Consider the following 15473-nt stretch of genomic DNA (forward strand, 5'->3'; position numbering starts at 1 on the left):
TACTCGGTTCTGAATGTTCGCTTGGTTCTTAGCGGTTTACTTGAGAACGAAAGCGAAGACCAGGCCGAGGATGGCGAGGGCTTCGGTCAGAGCCAGACCAAGGAACGCGATCGGCTGGAGCACGCGCTGGGCTTCCGGCTGACGTGCAACACCGTTGATGTAAGCAGCAAATACGAGACCCACACCGATACCACCGCCGATTGCGGAGAGACCGTAGCCAATGAGGTTAAGGGAGCCGTTGATATCGCCGTTCATTGTTTTCCTTTCAAGATGCCGCAGTCGCGGCAGGTTGTTTGGTTTGCTTCAACCCCCGAGGGGGAAGATTGAGGGGTTGTGCCTAGTGGCTGTCGGCGTGGAGCGCGCCTTCGATGTAGATCGCAGTCAGAAGAGTGAAGACATACGCCTGCAGCACCATGATCAGGGCTTCGAGCATGTACATGGCGACGGCGCCAACGAGCACTAGCACGGACGCGCCCTTGAGAAGGACGTTTTCCTGCATGACGAGGAATTCAATGCCGGAGCCGGCGATCATCACGATGAGGTGCCCTGCCATCATGGTCGCGAAGAGACGGAGGCTGTGGGTGACCGGACGGACCATGAAGTTGGAGATGATTTCGATCGGCACGACGATCGGCAGGATGTACCAGGGAACACCGGAAGGAACCGTGGCCAGCTTGAAGTACTTCAGGCCGTTCTTCTTGATGCCGATCCCGATCCAGGTGACGTACACGACTGCGGCCAGCACATAAGCCCCGCCGACGTGCGAGAAGCTCGGAAGCTGGATCACGGGAATGGCGCCGTAGATGTTGTTCACCAGGATGAAGAAGAACAGGGAGAACAGGAGGGGCACGAACTTCATGAAGTCGCGTCCGCCGATAATGTCCTTGGCGATGCTGTTGCGGACGAAGCCGTAGGCCATCTCGCCCGCGAACTGCAGCTTGCCGGGAACGAGCTGCTGCTTGCGCGCAGCGAGGATGAAGAATGTAGCGATAAGGACGACCGACAGGATCACCAGCAACATCTGCTTGGAGAAGCCATCGCTCGCACCCCACGGCAGGATAGCCGGCAGGTGCATTTGGTCGATTCCGGGAGGAGTGAAGGTCCCTGAATCCTGGGCCGGGAGCGCAAGCGCGATCAACGCGTTTCCTCTCTGCAGTGTCCATCATTGGGCGTTGTTGAGGATCCGGCCGCGTTTCTTGCAGCCATTTCCCGTGTGAAATTATTTGGCATTACTGTTCCCGTCCGGGGACGGACCACTGTCTGCTTTGCTTCCACCGGAAGACGAGCGATGACTTGTGAGGCCGTGCATATGGGAAAGATAGAACCCTCCTGCGGCTCCAAGCAGAGCGCCAAGGAGCACAATCCAGCGAGTCCCCCACAGATTATCCAGACCCCAGCCTATCAAACTCCAGACTATGATTCCGCCAACAATGTAGCTGAAGACGGCAATGCCGGCGTTGTATCCGCCGTCGCTTCCGTCGCCCGCTTGCTCAGTGAAATCGCCGGGTTTTGCGGCATTGGGTGTGGTGGAGCGTCGCTTGTTCCTAGGAGTGGACATCGTCGCCCCCCTTGCCTGCTGCGGGGTCGTTGTAGATCTGGAGCCGGGCCTTGCTGAAGCCGTAGATTTCGGCGGCTTGCCACGAGACAACCGCGACGACGGCGCCAATCACGAACCAGCGTCCGTGCAACCATGCGGGGGCTCCCACGACGAACAGCACCACCGCGAAGCCGACGACTTTGACAAAGTAGCTGGCAACAAAAAGGCCGACGGCGCCCGAGGGATTATCCCGGCCGACAAAATGGCCGATCAGGAGGCTGATGGCAAAAAAGACCATCACCAGCGCGCCGCCGAATGCGGCAGAAAGCACTCCTACGCCACCGTTCATGACCGCCGCAACAGCCGACGTTGCCGCGAGAGCCGCCACCGCCGTCGTCGAGCTGAGGAAAAGGAGCCGCAGCCACAGCGAAGACGCGGAGCGTGGGGCAGCAACGCCGCTCGAGTCGGACTGCTGTCCGCCGGCGTTGGAGGTCATGGGGATGCCAATCGTCGTGGCAAATATGCCAAAGTCTCAAAAGGGTGGGTGCGCGGGCGAGTGACTGTCCGCCCTAGAATTCTACATGAGATAGAACTGTGATGTTAACGCCCTCGTCACACACCGCCTACTGGGCGGCGCGCCCTTTTCGGACAAAGTACGGCCAGGCCGTCACTCCGGCCATGATCAGCGCGGCCACGATGTCGACGGTGAGGACCATCTGCCAGGGGAAGATGGCAAACGCCAGGCCTCCAAACGCCAGAATGCAGGTCCACACGTACATCATGAGCACGGCCGTGCGGTGAGTGTGGCCGAGCTCGATGAGCTTGTGGTGCAAGTGTCCACGGTCAGCCGACCAAGGCGATTGGCCACGTGCTGTCCGCCGCAATACCGCCAGGCCGAGGTCCAGCAACGGTAGCGAGAGAATCGCGAACGGCAGCAGGATGGGCACGATGGTCGGAATACCGTTGGCGCGGTCGTAAAGTCCTGAACTGATCTGGCCCGTGGACACCACACCGGCCGACGCCATCACGAGGCCCAAAAGCATGGCACCGGAGTCGCCCATGAAGATTTTGGCCGGGAACCAGTTATGCGGCAGGAATCCGATGCAACAACCCACGATGATGGCCATCAGCAGCGCTGCCAGGTCCGAGCGGTCCGTGAGCGTTGCATTGCGGTGGACCCAATACGCCGTCAGGAAGAACGCAACCCCGCCGATCGCGGCGACACCGGCTGCCAGGCCATCGAGGCCATCAATGAAATTGACTGCGTTCATGGTGGTCACGATGAGGAGGGCAGTCAGGACGATCCGCAGCGGTTCCGCCTCGATCCGTATGGGCTCCGGAACAAAGGGAATCACGGACATCTGCACGCCCCAGACCGCGACGATGGTGGCCGCCGTGCATTGGCCGATCAGCTTGACCCACCAGCGGATGTCCATCACGTCGTCGGCAACACCGACCGCGACGATCACAAGGGCACCTGCCAGGATTCCCCACGGCGCGCCGTTCCCGTGGAAGATGTCCTTCACGAAGAACGAATTGCTGGCTACCACGAGGGCCACGGCAAAGCCGGCGAAAAGTCCCAGGCCGCCGAGTCGGGAAATTGGCACCGAGTGCATATCCCGGCTGCGGATGGGGGCAAAAAGCCGAAGTTTGTTACCCATCTGACGGGCTACCCACGTAGCGAGATACGACACGACGGCAGCCGTGAGCATCATGAGCGAATACATGATCACGTGGCGGCTCCTGTTGGCGGTGGTGGTGGATTCTGTCCCTGGCTACTAGCTGCCGGCACAACACCCGCAACACCTCTGCGCACCGCCGAATATTGCTGTACTACAGTTGGACTCTGTCAAGATACTAGCGGCAACGGCGGCTTTGCTCCGTTTCACGCGCCCCTAGGGCGAGCCGGGAGGACCCTCCCGCAACTGCCCGGAAGGAACCCTACATGCCTGTCTCCGTTGCCGTAGCGGCCGTTACTTTTGACCGCCCCGGAGAGCTAGCAGTCCTGCTCGACGCCATCGACAAGCAGTCCATGCCCGTGGACACCATTTGCCTCGTGGACAGCGGAACCACCCCTTCGCGGGAGCTTGCGTCAAGCCATCCAAAAGTGGACTACGTCCGCTCAGAGGCGAACCTGGGCGGCGCGGGAGGCTTCGCCCTTGCGATCCTCAAGGCAGTGGCCAGCGGCGCCGAATGGGTCTGGATCATGGACGATGACGCCGAACCCGCCGATCCTGCCTGTCTCGAAACCCTGGTTCGAGAGGCGGAGGCCCGCGGACTGGATGCCGTCGTGCCGCTCGTCGTGGCCCCCGGCCACCCGGACAAGCTCTCCTTCTTCTTCCGGATTGACGGCAAAGTGACCCACGAGCGCGCCGAAGTCGAGAAGGCCGGGTTCCTGCCCGACGTCGGGCACTTCTTCAACGGTGCGCTCATCCGTTCCAATGTCTTCTTCAAAGTGGGGGTGCCGGATATCCGGCTGTTCATCCGGGGCGATGAGGTCGACTTCATGATCCGCCTCAGGAAAGCGGGGATCCGCTTCGGTACGGTCGCCACGGCGTGGATCACCCACCCGCACGCGTTTTCCGAGACAAAGCACGTCTTCGGCGCGCGCTGGCACGTGATCGTGCCGGATTCGGCGTTCAAGCGCTACTTCTACTACCGCAACCGGGGCTACTTGATCCGCCGCTACCGCCGCGGCAAGTCGATGGTGGCCGACATCGGAGGCTACTTGGGCTATTTCCTCCCCCGCGGTGACTTCCGCGGGCTCGCGGAATGGTTCCGGGCATTCTCCGCTGGTTTGCGGGACAGGGGCTTCGGCCCGCTGGAAGACCAGAAGTTCTAACGGCTTACCGGGCGCTTGGATTCGGCGTGCTGTTCTTGCCGGAGAGCCGACGGCGGACCAGCAGGCCTAGAAGCACCCACGGCTCACCGAAGACCCGGTAAGCGACCCGTCCCGGATGCAGGACGAGCCGCCAGGCCCATTCGAGCCCGAGCCGGCCCAGCCAGCGTGGAGCGAGCTTCTGGAGGCCCGCCAGCTGCTCGATGGCACCGCCGACTGTGCAGTAGACGGCAGGCGGAAGCTCGTTGAGGCGGCGGTGCAGGACCGATTCCTGCAGCGGCATTCCAAGGCCAAGAAGCACTAGCTGCGGGCGGAATTCCGCCAGCCAGGCGACGGCGGCCTCTTCGCTGGCATCGTCCCAATTCTCGCCGGGCCGCCCGGAAACGTCGGCGCCGGGCACGATTTCGCGGAGACGCTCCACCGTCTTGCTGTTGGCCTCGGGGCCGGCGCCGACGACGGCGATCCGGCGCAGTCCTTCGACGCCGCCGAGCGCCGGCACCCAGTCAGTGGATCCCAAGCGGTATTCCATCAACCCCGCGGCTTCGCCGCGTGAACCTCCGCGGCGTCCAAGTCCCCAGAGCATGGCGACAGGCGCGCCGTCCATGAGCACCACATCGCCGCGTTCATAGAGGCGGCGGAAGTCCGGGCTCGAATGAAACAACGTGACGCTGTGCAGATTGTGTCCGAGGACAACCTTGGTGGTGCCGTCCGAAACGTACCCGCTGATGGCCTCGATGAGTTCCTCGGCGCATAGTGCGGTGACGTCTACGTCCAGAAGGGGAACACGATCCCGGACCAGGCTCATTCGGCCCTGGTCTCCGTGTGAACAGGGGTCTCGCCGGGAACACCGTTCTCGCCGGCGACGGTTTCAGCCTGGACCACCGGGGCCGTTTCCGGTTCCGGTTCCGAGGCCGGCTCAGGCGCGGTTTCAGTTTCCGGCGCCGTTTCAGTCTCCGTCGCAGGTTCCGGCGCGGTTTCGCCCAAGGCAAGCACCCTTGGAACAATCCCGCGAAGGCGTTCCAGGGAAATGGCACCATCGCGGACCACACGGAGAGGCAGGGTGGTGGCGTCGACAATCGTGGACGCTACGGACTCGGTTCCCTCGACCGGCCGAAAGCCGCCCTCAAGGTACACCTCGACCGATTCGGCAAGCTGGGTCCTCGCCTCGGCGGCTGTCTGCGCGGCCGCCTGACCGGTGCGATTTGCCGAGGACACCGCCAGTGGTCCGGTGCGGTTGAGCAGTTCGAGTGCAATTTCGTCGTCGGGCATCCGGAGGGCCACGGTTCCGCGGGTCTCCCCCAGGTCCCAATCCAACGACGGCTGGGCGTGGAAGATCAGCGTCAGGCCGCCGGGCCAAAAGGCTTCTGCCAGTTTGCGGGCTTCTTCCGAGACATCGGTTGCCAGTCCGTCGAGCGCATTGAGCCGCGGGATCAGCACCGGGGGCGGCATATGGCGGCCACGGCCCTTCGAGACGAGCAGCATGGTCACGGCGTGCGGCGAGAACGCGTCGGCGGCTATGCCGTAGACGGTGTCCGTCGGCATGACGACACACTTTTTCTCGCTGATGGCGCGCTGCGCATGCTCCAGGCCTTCGGCGCGTTGTTCCTCTGACGTGCAGTTGTAGCTTGTGGTCACAGCGCTATTCTTTCATTTCCCGGAGGCAGCGATTGCCAACACTGCGCTCGTCGCACGTTCCTTGCCGTTGAGATCGAGGTGGGTGGTGACCTGCGTCCAGCAGCCGGCGGCCTTCAGATGTTCGGAAATCCACCGTGCCTGCACTTCGGCGTGCTCCATCACGAAGAAGCCGCCGCCCTTGAGGAGCCGGGCAGCCGAGGCGGCGGCCGCCGTCGGAAGCTCCATCCCGTCCGCTCCCCCACCGTACAGTGCCTCGGGCGGATCGTGCAGCGCCACTTCAGGTTCGTTCGGAATTGCTTCGGCCGGGATGTAGGGGGGATTGGAAACGACGACGTCGAAAGTTCCGTCGTGTTCGGGCAAGGCATTGCGGAGGTCGCCCTGCACGAGCTTTACTCCGAGTGGCTTCAGGTTCTTGGAGGCCCAGGCATGGGCGAACGTGCTGAATTCGACGGCGTGGACCTCGGCCCCCGGCACTTCGTGGGCGATCGAAGCTGCAATGGCGCCGGAACCGGTACCAAGGTCAACCACCTTGGGGTGCTGGAGTCCCTGGAGGTGGTCGATGACCACCTGGACCACGGATTCCGTTTCCGGCCGCGGAATGAACACGCCCGGGCCCACGGCAAGCGTGAGGTAGCGGAAGTGCGCGACGCCGGTGATGTGCTGGAGCGGAACCCGCTGTGCCCTCTCGGCCACCAAGTCCCCGTAGCCATCCGGAGCGGCGGAATCACCAAGCAGCATGGCGCGCAGGCGGCCGAGGCCGACACCCAGGAGATGTTCCGCGAGGAGTTCCGCGTCCACGCGGGGAGTGGGGACTCCGGCGTCGGACAAGATGGTTGTTGCCTCGCGGACTGCGTCGGCGAGGCTTTGGCCCGGAAAGAACGTCATGAAGATCCTTGCAGGCTGTTACTCGCCCAGGGCATCCAGGCGAGACTGTTCATCCATTTCGATGGCCGATTGGATGACCGGCTCCAGGTCGCCGTTCATGACTGCGTCGAGGTTGTAGGCCTTGTAGCCGGTGCGGTGGTCGGCAATCCGGTTTTCCGGGAAGTTGTACGTGCGGATGCGCTCCGAACGGTCCATGGTGCGGATCTGCGACTTGCGTTGGGCCGAGTTCTCGGCGTCGATCTGCTCCTGCTGGTGGGCCAGGATACGGGCACGAAGGACGCGCATGCCGGCTTCGCGGTTCTGGAGCTGGGACTTTTCGTTCTGCATGGCCACCACGATGCCCGTGGGCAGGTGGGTGATGCGGACTGCCGAGTCCGTGGTGTTGACGGACTGGCCGCCCGGACCCGAGGACCTGTAGACGTCGATCTTGAGGTCGTTCTGGTTGATTTCGAGTTCTTCGGGCTCATCCACTTCCGGGAGCACGAGTACACCGGCCGCGGAAGTGTGGATGCGGCCCTGCGACTCGGTGACGGGAACACGCTGGACGCGGTGCACGCCGCCTTCGAACTTCAAGCGGGCGTACACGCCTTCCGCGGGATCGTTCGAGTTGCCCTTGACGGCCATCTGGACGTCCTTGTAGCCGCCCAGATCCGATTCGGTGGCCGAGATGAGCTCGGTCTTCCAGCCGCGCGACTCCGCATAACGCATGTACATGCGCAGCAGGTCCCCGGCGAAGAGCGCAGCTTCGTCGCCGCCTTCGCCACCCTTGACCTCAAGAATGACGTTGCGGGCGTCGTCAGGATCGCGCGGGATCAGCAACCGCCGCAATTTCTCCTGCGCGGCCGGAAGCTTCGCCTCGATTTCGTCTACCTCGGCAGCAAATTCGGCGTCCTCGGAAGCCATTTCCTTTGCCGCTTCAAGATCGTCCATGAGCCCGTGCCAACGGTTGTACGCCTCCACGATGCCCTGCAACTGGGCGGACCGCCGCCCCAGCTTGCGGGCCAAAGCCTGGTCGGCATAGACAGCAGGATCACTCAACTGCGCCTGGATAGCAGCATGCTCATCAAGCAATCCCTGTACGGACTCAAACATTTCAAAACCTCTTTCGACTTCTACAAGTCTAATAACTGCAACGCGGGGTCACTTACGGCCCATTCCGAGGGTCCGGATGGGCCGTATCTGACCCCGCGTTACAACGCGAAGGGGCGGGGGCGGAACATCCGCGCGGCACCAACCGCACGAACGAACCAGCACCCGCCCCTAAAACAGCTATTTGTCGTTATCCGACTTGGCTCCAAGAGTCGTCTTCTGCACCTGCATGAGGAACTCGACGTTGCTCCCGGTCTCCCGGATCTTGTTGGTCAGGAGTTCAAGGCTCTGCTGGGTCTCCAGTCCGGAAAGGACGCGGCGCAGCTTCCACATGATCTTGACCTCTTCGGCCGAAAGCAGGTTCTCTTCGCGACGGGTACCCGAAGCGTTGACGTCCACGGCCGGGAAGATGCGCTTGTCCGCCAGCTGGCGGGACAGGCGGAGCTCCATGTTGCCCGTGCCCTTGAACTCTTCGAAGATGACTTCGTCCATCTTGGAACCGGTCTCCACGAGGGCGGTTGCAAGGATGGTCAGTGAGCCACCGTTTTCGATGTTGCGCGCAGCACCGAAGAAGCGCTTCGGCGGGTAGAGCGCAGCGGAGTCGACGCCACCGGACAGGATACGGCCCGAGGCCGGCGCTGCCAGGTTGTAGGCGCGGCCCAGGCGGGTCATGGAGTCCAGGAGGACCACCACGTCCATGCCCATTTCCACGAGGCGCTTGGCGCGTTCGATGGAAAGCTCGGCAACCGTGGTGTGGTCATCGGCGGGACGGTCGAAGGTCGAGGCAATGACCTCGCCCTTGACGGTGCGCTGCATGTCCGTGACTTCTTCGGGACGTTCGTCCACCAGCACCATCATGAGGTGGACCTCAGGGTTGTTGGTGGTGATCGCGTTCGCGATGGACTGCAGGATGAGCGTCTTGCCGGCCTTGGGCGGGGAGACGATCAGGCCGCGCTGGCCCTTGCCGATCGGGGCCACGAGGTCGATGACGCGCGGGCCGATCTTCTTGGGGTCCGTTTCGAGGCGCAGGCGCTCGGACGGGTACAGCGGGACGAGCTTGGCGAATTCGACGCGATCCTTGAGCTCTTCGGGCGTCTTGCCGTTGACCGACGTGACGCGGACGAGCGCGTTGAACTTCTGGCGCGCGGACTGCTGGCTTCGGTCCTCGCCGTCACGCGGGGCGCGGATTGCGCCGACGACGGCGTCACCCTTGCGCAGGTTGTATTTCTTGACCTGGGCGAGGGACACGTACACGTCGTTTGCACCCGGCAGGTAACCGGAAGTGCGGATGAACGCGTAGTTCTCCAGCACATCCAGGATGCCGGCAACCGGCAGAAGGACGTCGTCCTCGGTGACCTCGACGTCGTCGACGTCCGGGCCCTGGCCGCGGCCGCGGCGGCGCTCGTTGCGGTCGCGGAAGCGGTCGCTGCGGGTGTTTCCATCGCGGTTGTCACGGTTGTCCTGCGGACCCTGACGGTCGTTGCGGTCGCGGCGGTTGCGACGATTGCGGCGGTTGCCCATGTCATCGCCGTCGTTCGTGTCTTCGCGACGCGTACGGGTGGTGTCGCGGCGTTCGCGCTGGCCGGATTCGCCGGCCTCAACCGAGGCCTGCTCGCCTTGGCGCGGCTGTGCCTGACGCTGTTCCGTCTGGCGCTGCTCGGGCTGGCGCTGCTCGGGCTGACGCTGCTCTGCCTGGCGCTGTTCTACGCGGGGCTGTTCTGCCTGGGGCTGCTCGGCAGCGCGGGTCTCACTGGCTTCACCGGTCTCCAGAGGAGCGGCCTCGCCACGACGACGGTTCCGCGTGCGCGGCTGGCGGCGTTCGCCGGCGGCCTCGCTTGCTTCGGCAACGGGAGCAGAAGGAACCTCGACGGCGACGGCGGGAGCCTCCGCGGTTTCCGCCGCGGCAGGAGCGGCAACAACACCATCGCTGGTGGCGCGACGGCTTCGGCCACGGCCACGTGCCCGAGTGCCGTCCTGCGCGGGAGCTTCGGTGGATGCCGCGGCAGGTGCGGCAGTGGTCTCAGCTTCCGGGGCAGGCGCGGCTTTTGCTGCCACGGCCTTGGCCGCGGCAGGAGCCTTGCTCGTGGTTGCACCGGCACGATGGGCCGAGATAGCCGAGACCAAGTCCCCCTTGCGCATCCGGGATCCGCCCGAAATGCCCAGCTGACTGGCGAGAGCCTGGAGCTGCGCGAGCTTAAGGCCTGCAAGGCCGCTGCTCTTAGCGGTTGCGGCCGTTGATTCAGCTGCAGAAGATGATGTGTCCACAGCTGAAGCCAGCTCAGTGGTTTCTGTCACGAAGGATCCTTCCCCCTCGACGGCGTCCAGACCTAGAGCTGGACGCGATGATTTGTTCTGGACTGCAGTTCAGATCTGCAGCCGTGATTTCGGTCTTGCCGGTTTAGTTTCAGCAGGGCCGGATACTAATACGTCTTCGATGCTCCGGCGGGCGGGGCGCGGGCTGACGGTTCGGGTAACAGAAATGGTTCTGTGGTACCTGCGACAGGCCGATAAGGAGACGACACCGGCAGACTTCGACACAGTAGGAGACGGGAACGGCATTAAGCCGGGATCCAATGTCAGGGAACTGCCCGCGGTTCTACCGCCGGTGCAAGTCCACTCTAGCACCTTCAACGTCCACTGCCAGTGTCATCACGCGCCACGCAACGTCCGGAGTGTTGTCCGCGGTGAACGTGGTGATCATTTCGGCAATCGCCTCAGCTTCGTCCGCCCCGTTGGCCAACGCCAGAACCGTGGGTCCCGCTCCCGAAACGACAGCCGCATGGCCCGAAGACCGCAATGCCTTGATCAGCGCCGCACTTGGCCGCATTGCCTCTGCACGGTAGCTCTGGTGCAGGTAGTCCTCGGTTCCGGGAAGCAGGAAACGGGGGTCGGCCGTCAATGCGTGGATCAGGAGTGCAGCGCGTCCTGAGTTCATGGCCGCTGCGTGGTGGCCGATGGAGGCGGGCAGCAAACCGCGTGCAGTCTCGGTGGACAGTTCGTAGTCAGGCACGGCCACGATCGGGATGACCGACGGGACAACCTCTGCGCGTGTGCTGCTGTACTGCTCGCTGTCCTGCCATGACAGGGCCAGTCCGCCGAAAATCGCGGGTGCGACGTTGTCCGGATGCCCTTCCATCTCGCTCGTGAGTTGCAGGATCCATTCGCGGTCACGCTGCGCGGATTCGGGCACCAAGGCGTTGGCCGCGGTCACGGCGGCGACCACTGCCGAGGCCGAGGAGCCAAGTCCGCGGCCGTGCGGGTTGACGTTGACCGCGGTGATCTTGAGACCGCTGTGCCGGAAACCAAGTCGCTCCAAGGCCGTGTTGAGGGCACGCACGACGAGGTGGCTGGCATCGCGAGGGAGGGTCTCGGCTCCCTCACCGGAGAGCTCGAACTCGAGCTCTCCGGTGGTGAGCGTTTCGACAGTCAGGGTGTCGTAGATCGACAATGCCAGGCCGAGGCTGTCATAGCCGGGGCCCAGGTTGGCGCTGGTACCCGGGACCCTGACGGTCAGCTGCTGGCCTGCCGCGACAAGCTTAAGACCGGTCGCGGTGGGCTGCGTGGTTTCCACTCTTAGTTTTCTTCCAGTCCCAGTTCGGATGCCACGGTCACGACGTCGTTCGGTACCTTGACCGGCTGGACCTCGCTGCCGTCTTCGGTGCGGAGAGCCCACTGCGGGTCTTTGAGTCCGTGCCCGGTGACGGTGATGACGATTGTCTTTCCGGTGGGAACCTCGCCTGCTGCGTGCTTCTTGATGAGGCCGGCAACGCCTGCCGCGGAACCGGGTTCCACGAAGACGCCTTCCTTGGCGGAGAGCCAGCGGTGGGCATCGAGGATTTCCTCGTCGGTCACGGCGTCGATGAAGCCGCCGGATTCATCACGTGCCGCGATGGCCGTGTCCCAGGACGCCGGGTTGCCGATACGGATGGCCGTGGCGATCGTATCCGGTTCGGTGATGGGGTGGCCCGCCACGAACGGTGCCGCGCCTGCTGCCTGGAATCCCCACATGGCCGGCGTCTTGGTGGAGACGGCAGGAAGGGTGCCGGCGGTTGCGGACTCGAAGGGCGCGGAATACTCCTTGTAGCCCTTCCAGTACGCGCTGATGTTGCCCGCGTTTCCGACCGGCAGGACGTGGATGTCCGGAGCGTCTCCGAGAGCGTCGACGATTTCGAAGGCACCGGTCTTCTGGCCCTGGATACGCGCCGGGTTGACGGAGTTCACGAGGAACACCGGGTAGGACTCGCCGAGCTTGCGGGCGATGTCCAGGCAGTTGTCGAAGTTGCCGTCAACCTGCAGGAGCGTGGCACCGTGCGCAATCGCCTGGCTGAGCTTGCCCATGGAGATCTTGCCTTCTGGGACCAAAACGGCACACTTCAGCCCGGCGGCCGTGGCGTAGGCGGCGGCGGAGGCAGAGGTGTTGCCCGTGGATGCGCAAACAACGGCTTTGGCGCCCGCTTCGACAGCCGCAGTCATGGCCATCGTCATGCCGCGGTCCTTGAAGGACCCGGTGGGGTTCATGCCCTCCACCTTCAGGTACACAGTGGACCCGGTGAGTTCGGAGAGCTTCTGCGCGTAGACGAGCGGGGTGCCGCCCTCGCCGAGGGTAATGACCTTCGTGGCTTCCGTTACGGGCAAACGATCAGCATATTCGCGGATTACTCCGCGCCATTGGTGAGCCACTTAGACCCCTTCTACCCGCAGGACGGATGTCACAGAATTGATGACGTCCAGGCCCTTGACGGCCTCGACGGTTGCCGCGAGTGCGGCTTCGGATGCGCGGTGGGTGACGATCTTCAGCTCGGCAGACTCAACCTTCGAGGCGGCGTCGCGGTGGATCGTCTGGCGCATGATTTCAATCGATACGCCGTGCTCGGCGAAGATGTGGGTGATCCGGGCCAGCACGCCGGCCTGGTCGGCAACGTCGAGGCCGATGTAATAACTCGTGGTCGAGGCATCGATCGACAGCGCGGGCACGTAGCCGGTGGTGGTCTCGGTACGACCGGGACCACCGAGCACCACCCGGCGTGCCGCCGAGACGAGGTCGCCCAGGACGGCAGACGCCGTCGGAGTTCCGCCGGCGCCCTGGCCGTAGAACATGAGTTCCCCGGCGTTCTCGGCTTCGATGAAGACTGCGTTGAACGCACCGCGAACGGCCGCAAGCGGGTGTTCGCGAGGCAGGAGGGTGGGGTGGACGCGGACTGAAATGCCGCCTTCGCCGTTCGGGTTGTTGATCTTCTCGGCGATGGCGAGCAGCTTGATGACGAAGCCTGCTTCTTTCGCAGCAGCGATATCCGCTGCGCTGACCTTTGTGATGCCTTCGCAGTAGACGTCTTCGAGGGCGAAGCGCGTGTGGAAGGACAATGACGCGAGGATGGCGGCCTTGGCCGCGGCGTCAAGGCCTTCGACGTCGGCAGTCGGGTCCGCTTCCGCGTATCCGAGCCGTTGGGCCTCGGCCAGGGCGTCGGCGAACTGCGCACCGGTGCTGTCCATCTGGTCGAGGATGAAGTTGGTGGTGCCGTTGACGATGCCCAGGACCCGGGTGATGCGGTCGCCGGAGAGGCTGTCGCGGATGGGGCGCAGGATCGGAATGGCTCCGGCGACGGCGGCCTCATAGGAGAGCTGGACGCCGGCCTTGTCGGCCTCTTCGTAGAGCGTGGGGCCATCCTGTGCAAGGAGCGCCTTGTTGCCGGTCACGACGCAAGCGCCATTCTGCATGGCGGTCAGGATGAGCGAACGGGCCGGCTCGATCCCGCCCATGAGCTCGATCACCAGATCGGCGTCCTTGACCAAGGTATCGGCGTCGGTGGTGAACAGTTCGCGCGGCAGTTCGACGTCGCGCTCTGAATCAATGTTTCGCACGGCGATGCCGGACAGCTGCAACCGTGCGCCGCTGCGGGCCGCAAGTGCGTCGGCGTCGTCAAGGAGAATCCGCGCTACCTGGGCTCCCACGTTGCCACAGCCCAGCAGGGCCACCTTCAGGGTTCGCACTTCAGACATTCGCCACTCCCATGTCGCGGTTCAAGAGATCTTCTTCGGTTTCCCCGCGGACGATCAGCCGGGCGGATCCATTGCGCACAGCGACAACGCCAGGCCTGGCCAGATAGTTGTAGTTGCTTGAGAGGGCCCAGCAGTAAGCGCCGGTTCCCGGTACAGCGAGCAGATCACCGGCTGCCACGTCTTCGGGCAGATATACATCTCTAACAACTATGTCGCCGCTCTCGCAATGTTTGCCCACTACTCGGGACAGTTGCGGGGCGGCGTCCGAGATCCGCGAGGCGAGAATGGCGGAATAATCCGCGTCATACAGCACCGGACGGGCGTTGTCGCTCATGCCGCCGTCCACCGACACATACCGGCGCGGGAACGTAACGTTTTCCTTGCCCGCGGCTTCTGCAGGCGCATCAACGCGAACCGTCTTCAGCGTCCCGACCTCGTACAAGGTGAAGGTGCTGGGGCCGACGATCGCGCGGCCGGGTTCGATCGAAATGCGGGGCGGGGTGATGCCCAGCTCAGCGCACTTGGAGCGAACGACGGCGGCCATCGCCTGCGCGATTTCGGCGGGCGGGCGGGGGGTGTCCACCGGCGTGTAGGCAATGCCGTAGCCACCGCCCAGGTCCAGTTCCGGCAGGACGATGGAGTACTTCGCCTGCATCGCGGCGAGGAATCCCAACAGTTTCTCGGCTGCCAGGGCGAAGCCGTCAGGCTCGAAGATCTGGGAGCCGATGTGGCAATGCAGGCCCAGGAGTTCCACATTGGAGTACGAGGTGGCCGCAGCGACGGCTTCCTCGGCGGCCGAGAGGCCTGCCGACTCCGTGGTATCCCCGGCCATGGAAAGACCGAATTTTTGGTCCTCGTGGGCCGTGGCGATGAATTCGTGGGTGTGGGCGTGGACGCCGGGGGTCAACCGCAGCATCACCTTGGCCGTCTCGCCGCGGCCTGAGGCAATCTTGGCAACCCGCTCAAGCTCGTCGAGGCTGTCCACCACGATGCGTCCGAGCTTCATGTCCAGTGCCCGGTTGATCTCGGCGTCGGATTTGTTGTTGCCGTGCAGCCCCAGATTGCCGCCGTCGATGCCGGCGCGGGCCGCGACGGCGAGTTCGCCGCCTGAGCATGTGTCCAGGCGCAGGCCTTCCTCGGCAACCCAGCTGGCCACGGCTGTGCATAAGAAGGACTTTCCGGCGTAGTAGACGTCAACTCCCCCGCAGATGTCCTCAAAAGCTCTGTCAAAGGCGTCCTTGAAGGAGCGGGCGCGGGCACGGAAATCGCCCTCGCTCATGACGAACAGCGGGCTGCCGAACTGCGCTTTGAGCTCACTGACGGGAACCCCGTCAATGGCGAGTTCGCCGTCGCCGGTCCGGTGGACATCTTCGGCCCACATCGGCGCGTGTAGCGCGTTCACGTCCGCCGGCACGGCGAGCCACTCGGGGGCAAGGGGTGAGGCTGTCGCGTTGTCGGGGTTTTGCTGCACGGATTTGGAGTCGTTCACGG

Annotated in this window: 14 protein-coding genes and 1 pseudogene; 1 reads left to right on the top strand and 14 read right to left on the bottom strand. The window is 63.9% G+C overall.

The features are described from left to right. Positions 1-36 precede the first annotated feature (36 nt). The 5 genes and pseudogenes from atpE to QRN59_RS22735 all read right to left on the bottom strand — a co-directional run bounded on the left by atpE (position 37) and on the right by QRN59_RS22735 (position 3270). Entirely contained in the window at positions 37-255 is a 219-nt protein-coding gene (atpE, locus tag QRN59_RS22715; protein WP_028264751.1) for an ATP synthase F0 subunit C, read from the bottom strand. Positions 256-337: 82 nt separating this feature from the next. Further along, positions 338-1138 (bottom strand): F0F1 ATP synthase subunit A, encoded by an 801-nt coding sequence (gene atpB / locus QRN59_RS22720; RefSeq protein WP_236811724.1) that lies wholly within the window; start codon positions 1136-1138, stop codon positions 338-340. Between the two features lie 81 nt (positions 1139-1219). After that, a pseudogene (locus tag QRN59_RS22725) lies at positions 1220-1483 on the bottom strand (hypothetical protein); the annotation flags it as partial. Positions 1484-1544: 61 nt separating this feature from the next. Beyond that, entirely contained in the window at positions 1545-2033 is a 489-nt protein-coding gene (locus QRN59_RS22730) for a Cg1360 family ATP-synthase-associated protein (RefSeq protein WP_284984689.1), read from the bottom strand. 127 nt (positions 2034-2160) lie between these two features. Further along, a complete protein-coding gene (locus tag QRN59_RS22735) occupies positions 2161-3270 on the bottom strand; it encodes an MraY family glycosyltransferase (RefSeq protein ID WP_284984690.1) in 1110 nt (369 codons plus the stop codon). 212 nt (positions 3271-3482) lie between these two features. Between QRN59_RS22735 and QRN59_RS22740 the strand changes: the two genes are divergently transcribed. Further along, the gene (locus QRN59_RS22740) at positions 3483-4379 is read left to right on the top strand and encodes a glycosyltransferase (protein ID WP_284984691.1); all 897 of its coding nucleotides are present in this window, start codon (positions 3483-3485) and stop codon (positions 4377-4379) included. 4 nt (positions 4380-4383) lie between these two features. On the opposite strand, the gene QRN59_RS22745 is transcribed toward QRN59_RS22740, so the two are convergent. From QRN59_RS22745 to lysA, 9 genes are all read right to left on the bottom strand, one after another. Next, complete coding sequence (locus tag QRN59_RS22745) at positions 4384-5181, bottom strand: WecB/TagA/CpsF family glycosyltransferase (RefSeq protein WP_284984692.1); 798 nt, start codon at positions 5179-5181, stop codon at positions 4384-4386. Beyond that, a complete protein-coding gene (locus QRN59_RS22750; RefSeq protein WP_284984693.1) occupies positions 5178-6011 on the bottom strand; it encodes an L-threonylcarbamoyladenylate synthase in 834 nt (277 codons plus the stop codon). Before QRN59_RS22750 ends, QRN59_RS22745 begins: the two co-directional genes overlap by 4 nt. A 12-nt stretch (positions 6012-6023) precedes the next feature. Further along, a complete protein-coding gene (gene prmC, locus QRN59_RS22755) occupies positions 6024-6896 on the bottom strand; it encodes a peptide chain release factor N(5)-glutamine methyltransferase (RefSeq protein ID WP_284984694.1) in 873 nt (290 codons plus the stop codon). Between the two features lie 18 nt (positions 6897-6914). Continuing rightward, positions 6915-7988, bottom strand: coding sequence for a peptide chain release factor 1 (gene prfA, locus QRN59_RS22760; RefSeq protein ID WP_284984695.1), 1074 nt, complete (start codon positions 7986-7988; stop codon positions 6915-6917). 177 nt (positions 7989-8165) lie between these two features. Further along, positions 8166-10280, bottom strand: coding sequence for a transcription termination factor Rho (gene rho / locus QRN59_RS22765; protein ID WP_284984696.1), 2115 nt, complete (start codon positions 10278-10280; stop codon positions 8166-8168). Between the two features lie 301 nt (positions 10281-10581). Further along, the gene (gene thrB / locus QRN59_RS22770) at positions 10582-11556 is read right to left on the bottom strand and encodes a homoserine kinase (RefSeq protein WP_284984697.1); all 975 of its coding nucleotides are present in this window, start codon (positions 11554-11556) and stop codon (positions 10582-10584) included. Positions 11557-11558: 2 nt separating this feature from the next. Continuing rightward, positions 11559-12665 carry a threonine synthase gene (thrC, locus tag QRN59_RS22775; RefSeq protein ID WP_284984698.1) on the bottom strand — a complete coding sequence of 369 codons (1107 nt, stop codon included), beginning with the start codon at positions 12663-12665 and terminating at the stop codon, positions 11559-11561. Beyond that, the gene (locus QRN59_RS22780; RefSeq protein WP_284984699.1) at positions 12666-13982 is read right to left on the bottom strand and encodes a homoserine dehydrogenase; all 1317 of its coding nucleotides are present in this window, start codon (positions 13980-13982) and stop codon (positions 12666-12668) included. Next, the gene (gene lysA, locus QRN59_RS22785) at positions 13975-15471 is read right to left on the bottom strand and encodes a diaminopimelate decarboxylase (RefSeq protein ID WP_284984700.1); all 1497 of its coding nucleotides are present in this window, start codon (positions 15469-15471) and stop codon (positions 13975-13977) included. The genes QRN59_RS22780 and lysA overlap by 8 nt, the downstream gene beginning before the upstream one ends. Between the last annotated feature and the right edge of the window lie 2 nt (positions 15472-15473).

Source organism: Arthrobacter sp. efr-133-TYG-118, from assembly GCF_030209755.1.
Lineage (GTDB): Bacteria > Actinomycetota > Actinomycetes > Actinomycetales > Micrococcaceae > Arthrobacter.

What these genes read in the sequence shown, in the direction of transcription:
- atpE (WP_028264751.1), bottom strand. Translation starts at nt 255, where the DNA reads ATGAACGGCGATATCAACGGCTCCCTTAACCTCATTGGCTACGGTCTC.
- QRN59_RS22730 (WP_284984689.1), bottom strand. Translation starts at nt 2,033, where the DNA reads ATGACCTCCAACGCCGGCGGACAGCAGTCCGACTCGAGCGGCGTTGCT.
- QRN59_RS22740 (WP_284984691.1), top strand. Translation starts at nt 3,483, where the DNA reads ATGCCTGTCTCCGTTGCCGTAGCGGCCGTTACTTTTGACCGCCCCGGA.
- QRN59_RS22745 (WP_284984692.1), bottom strand. Translation starts at nt 5,181, where the DNA reads ATGAGCCTGGTCCGGGATCGTGTTCCCCTTCTGGACGTAGACGTCACC.
- prmC (WP_284984694.1), bottom strand. Translation starts at nt 6,896, where the DNA reads ATGACGTTCTTTCCGGGCCAAAGCCTCGCCGACGCAGTCCGCGAGGCA.
- prfA (WP_284984695.1), bottom strand. Translation starts at nt 7,988, where the DNA reads ATGTTTGAGTCCGTACAGGGATTGCTTGATGAGCATGCTGCTATCCAG.
- QRN59_RS22780 (WP_284984699.1), bottom strand. Translation starts at nt 13,982, where the DNA reads ATGTCTGAAGTGCGAACCCTGAAGGTGGCCCTGCTGGGCTGTGGCAAC.